This is a genomic window from Mycobacteriales bacterium, from assembly GCA_035533475.1.
Classification (GTDB): Bacteria; Actinomycetota; Actinomycetes; order DATLTS01; family DATLTS01; genus DATLTS01.
This window is the reverse complement of sequence record DATLTS010000049.1, coordinates 1-3,953: the sequence shown is the minus strand read 5'-3', so window position 1 is coordinate 3,953 and position 3,953 is coordinate 1. Positions and strand designations below refer to the sequence as shown.

Below are 3,953 nucleotides of genomic sequence, written 5' to 3'. Positions count from 1 at the left end.
GACGACCGGGCACATCGGCTCCTACATGACGCTGATCACCCGCGGCTGCTACAAGGCGATCCGCTCCGGCGAGGAAGCCCTCACCACCGCCCTGCTCGACAAGGTGAAGATCGACGAGGCGTCGGAACGTCGGCATCGTGGCCGGCGACGGCGAGATGATCGAGGCGTACGCCATCGGCTACCCGATCCGGGTCGCGACGTACGGACGGCCATCCTCACCGCCCGGCGACCAGGTCGTTGTCGGATTTACCCGTCCCGGTGTAGTTCCTCATGCTAAATGACGCTTTCTCATAAGGTCTGACGCCTATCTGGCGCTTGCGCCATTTCGATAAGAATTCGCCGGTGTGGCGTCACGCTGATGTGGTTGCCGGGCTGCCGGTGCGGGAGTTCCGTTCTTATCAGGGCAGGCTGCATTATTCGGGCTGGTACTGGTCTTCATCGATGTCGCGGCTGCTGGCATACGAGAGCCGCCTGGAGTTGGCGCGGGTCATGCTGGCCGATTTCGACCCGTCCGTGGCCGGGATTGCCGCGCAGCCGTTCCTGCTGGCCGGCACGGACGGCACCCGGGACCGGCGTCATGTGCCTGACCTGCTGCTGGTGGGCGTGGACGGCGGGGTCACGGTCGTGGATGTCAAGGCACCGTCCCGGATGGCCGATCCCGGGGTCCGGTCGCAGTTCGCCTGGACGCTGCAGGTCTGCACCGGGCGGGGCTGGGCGTTCGAGGCGTGGTCGGGAGCGGACTCGCGGCTGCTGGCCAATGTCCGGTTCCTGGCCGGCTACCGCCGCCCGGCGGTTATCGACACCGGGCTGATTGCGCCGGTCCTGGATGCCGCGGCGGGGCAGCACGACCCCGCTGCCCGCGGCCCACGGCGATGATGCCCAGCCAGTGGAGCCGGCTGTCCGAAGCCGCCCGCGGAAGGTTCCTGCGCGCCATGGACCCGGGCCTGATCTCCCTGGACCGGCTCCGCTACCGGACCGGCACCGCGCACGCCTCCGTCCCTCGCAGCAGCCCCGCGCAGCTGGCCGCCCGCGCCCGGTGCGTCCCGCAGCTGCTCTGGCCCGGCTGGGCGGTCCGCCTGATGCCACCCGAGGGACTCGCCGCCGTCCCGTTCCGCTCGGCCATCGCCACCTGCCTGCTCCTGCCCGGCAAGACAACCCGCGCCATCCACCCCGGCGACGGCCCGCACTCGCACCGCAGCAGCGTCGCGATCAACTCCATCCTCCGGACCCTGACCGCACGCGGGCACGACAGCGTGCTCACCGCGACCGCCCTGCTGGCCACCTACCTCGACGAGCACGGCAGCCCCGTCGACTACCAGCGACGCCGGGACCTGATCCCCGCGGAGGCGATCAGCAAGGACCAGTGGCGGGAGGCATGCGGCCGCGCGAGCGCTCACCCCGGCAAGGGAGACCGCCGCCGCCGTGACGCCGGCCGCTACGTCTACGAGCTGCTCACCGGAGCCGACTTCACCGACCCCCGCTGCCCGCTCGCCTTCACCAACCGCCAGGACAAGTCCCGCTACCTGGGCTTCACCGACACGCTCACCACGCCGCTGCGCGCCGCGCTGCACGAGCACGCCACCGCCCTCCTGGCCGGCCGCGACCCCGGCGACATCGACCTGGACGCCGTCACCCGGCTCATCGTCACCGGCGGCATCCCGCCCGGCACAGCCGCCGCGCAGCTGGGCACCACCATCAGCCACGTCCGCCTCGCGCTGGAGAAGGTTCCCCGCCCCGCCCGCCAGTGGGCACCGTCCACCCCGCCAGCCGCCTGGGGAAAATGGCAGGACCGCGCACGCACCCTGCTCACCCGCGAGTTCTTCGACCGCGAGTACACCACCGCACGGAAACCCCTCCACCAGATCGAGGCCGAGACCGGGATCCCGCGCACGCACCTGGCCGCCCGCGCCCGCGACCACGGCATCCCCCTGACCAACGCCTGGCAGCCCACCCCCATCGACCCGCAGTGGCTGCGCGACCAGTACGCCCGCCGCTCCTACTCCGACATCGCCGCCGAACTCGACGTCAGCGTCATGACCGTCATCGCCGCGGCCCGCCGCCACGGGATAGCCAGCCGGCCCAAAGGCGTCCACAGCAGGCCAGACATGATCACCACCCTCGGCGAAGACATACCACCCGACATCCGCCGCGCCGTCGAGGGCAGCCTGCACGGCTGGCAGCGGCTTCACCGCTTCCGCGAAGCCATGGCCTACCCTGCCATCGGCACCGCAGCCAGACAGATCGGCGCCCACCCCTCCGCGCTCATCCACCAGTTCCAGCGGCTCGAACGAGACATCGGCGCAACGCTCTACCACCGCTTCAGCCCCGGGCACCCCATGTGGCCGACCGCCCGCGGCAACGCACTCCTCCAAGCTCTCGGCCACCCCGCCGTCCGCGCCCTCGCGCCCCCGCAGCGAGACGCCAGCCAGCCGGCAGACCAGGATCCGCCACCATGCTGAGGATGCAACGCGGTTCAGGCTACGAGCAGGCGGAGGCCGAGCTCTGCCTCGTCGAGGCCGGCGAGGTCGCGGTTGTTCTCAGCCCACCGGCCCGAGTCAAGATCCTCGCGCAGGCTGCGCACGGCCCGCTGCTCGGCCTCCGGTCCGACCCGCGTCCACACCGAACACGCCCGGCGCACATGTTCCTCCAGGTAGGCCTCGGGCCGGCGCCAGTATGCCTCGAGGAAGCCGTCGGCGCAGTCCCACGGGATGAGCACCGGTTCCGCTTGGCCCCCGATCGCGTCGGCCAGCCGGGGCAGCCAGTCCGTGTCGGCGTGGTCGGCGGCCTCAGGCAGGTAGTCGCGGGTGAGCCAGAACCGTCGGCGCCAGGCGAATTCGCTGGAGTCGTAGGTGAACACCACCACTCGGCGGGCCACGCGCCGCATCTCGCGCAGCCCGGCGACCGGGTCCTGCCAGTGGTGGACGGTGCTGAAGGCCATCGCGGCGTCGAATGACTGGTCCTCGAACGGCAGGCTCTCCGCGGCGGCGGCCACGCACGGTGCCGAGCCCTCGGGGCGCAGCGCCCGCATGACCGCCGACGGCTCCACCGCGGTGACGTCGCGGCCGGGCGGTTCGTAGGAGCCAGTGCCGGCCCCGACGTTCAGCACCGTCCGCGCGTCGCCGAGCGCGTCCCAGACCTGCGCGGCGATCCGAGGATCGGTGCGCCGCGTCGCGGGGTACGCCCCCCCGATGGCGTCATACAACCGCGTGCCCAGCATTCCCAGCTGTTCCTCTGGTGTCACTGCCATTCCCTTCGCCGGTGCCGTGAGTTCCCTGTCGATGGCCGTCACCATGGCGTCGGTCCGGTCGCGCTGTTCCAGCAGCAGGCCGCGCAGACGGCGCAGGTGCGCGACCGCGTCAGCGGACGGGTCGCTGACTAGGTCCGCGACCTCCCGCAGCCCGAAGCCCAGCCGCCGGTAAGCCAGCACCTCCCGCAGCCGCTCCACGTCGCCCGCCGAGTAGGCCCGGTACCCGGCTGCAGTCCGCGCCGACGGACACACGAGCCCGATCTCGTCGTAGTGATGCAGCGTGCGGACAGTCACGCCGCCCAGCTCGGCCAGGCGTCCCACGGTCAGGTACTCCTCCACGCCACCGACTATGTGGCATGACGCCACGTAAGGGTCAAGCGCCCCGCTCGCGGCAACGGACGCGTGGCCGACCCCGACCAGACCCCGCTGCGCTGGAGAAGACAGCAGATCCGCAGCCAAAGGAAATGGACAAACCAATGAGAAAAAATGCCGGACAAATCGTTGAGAAGGTCCGGAGGAACCCAGGTCAGCACATGCCAGCGGACATCCCTCGCGCGAACCTACACCCGGCTAGCAGTGCGGCCGAGTGGTCAAGCCGTGTCGGAGTCTCACCGTTAACCTTGAACGGAAAACAATATCCGCCGATCAGCGCGCTTTGGTGGCTCGCCGTGACGGTCGTCCACGGCGCACGGGAATGGCTGTTCTG

The 3,953-nt window shown here is 70.7% G+C and carries 4 protein-coding genes; 3 read left to right on the top strand and 1 reads right to left on the bottom strand.

Annotated elements, in window-relative coordinates:
• The 3 genes from VNG13_12660 to VNG13_12650 all read left to right on the top strand — a co-directional run.
• A partial coding sequence (locus VNG13_12660) for a hypothetical protein (protein HVA61368.1) occupies positions 1-277 on the top strand: 277 nt, incomplete at its 5' end.
• Between the two features lie 65 nt (positions 278-342).
• Entirely contained in the window at positions 343-876 is a 534-nt protein-coding gene (locus tag VNG13_12655; GenBank protein ID HVA61367.1) for a TnsA-like heteromeric transposase endonuclease subunit, read from the top strand.
• Positions 876-2,459: a hypothetical protein gene (locus tag VNG13_12650; GenBank protein HVA61366.1), complete on the top strand. Its 1,584-nt coding sequence runs from the start codon at positions 876-878 to the stop codon at positions 2,457-2,459. The genes VNG13_12655 and VNG13_12650 overlap by 1 nt, the downstream gene beginning before the upstream one ends.
• Before the next feature lie 14 nt (positions 2,460-2,473).
• Here the strand turns inward: VNG13_12650 and VNG13_12645 are convergent, their stop codons facing one another.
• Positions 2,474-3,586, bottom strand: coding sequence for a MerR family transcriptional regulator (locus tag VNG13_12645; GenBank protein ID HVA61365.1), 1,113 nt, complete (start codon positions 3,584-3,586; stop codon positions 2,474-2,476).
• Positions 3,587-3,953: the final 367 nt, after the last annotated feature.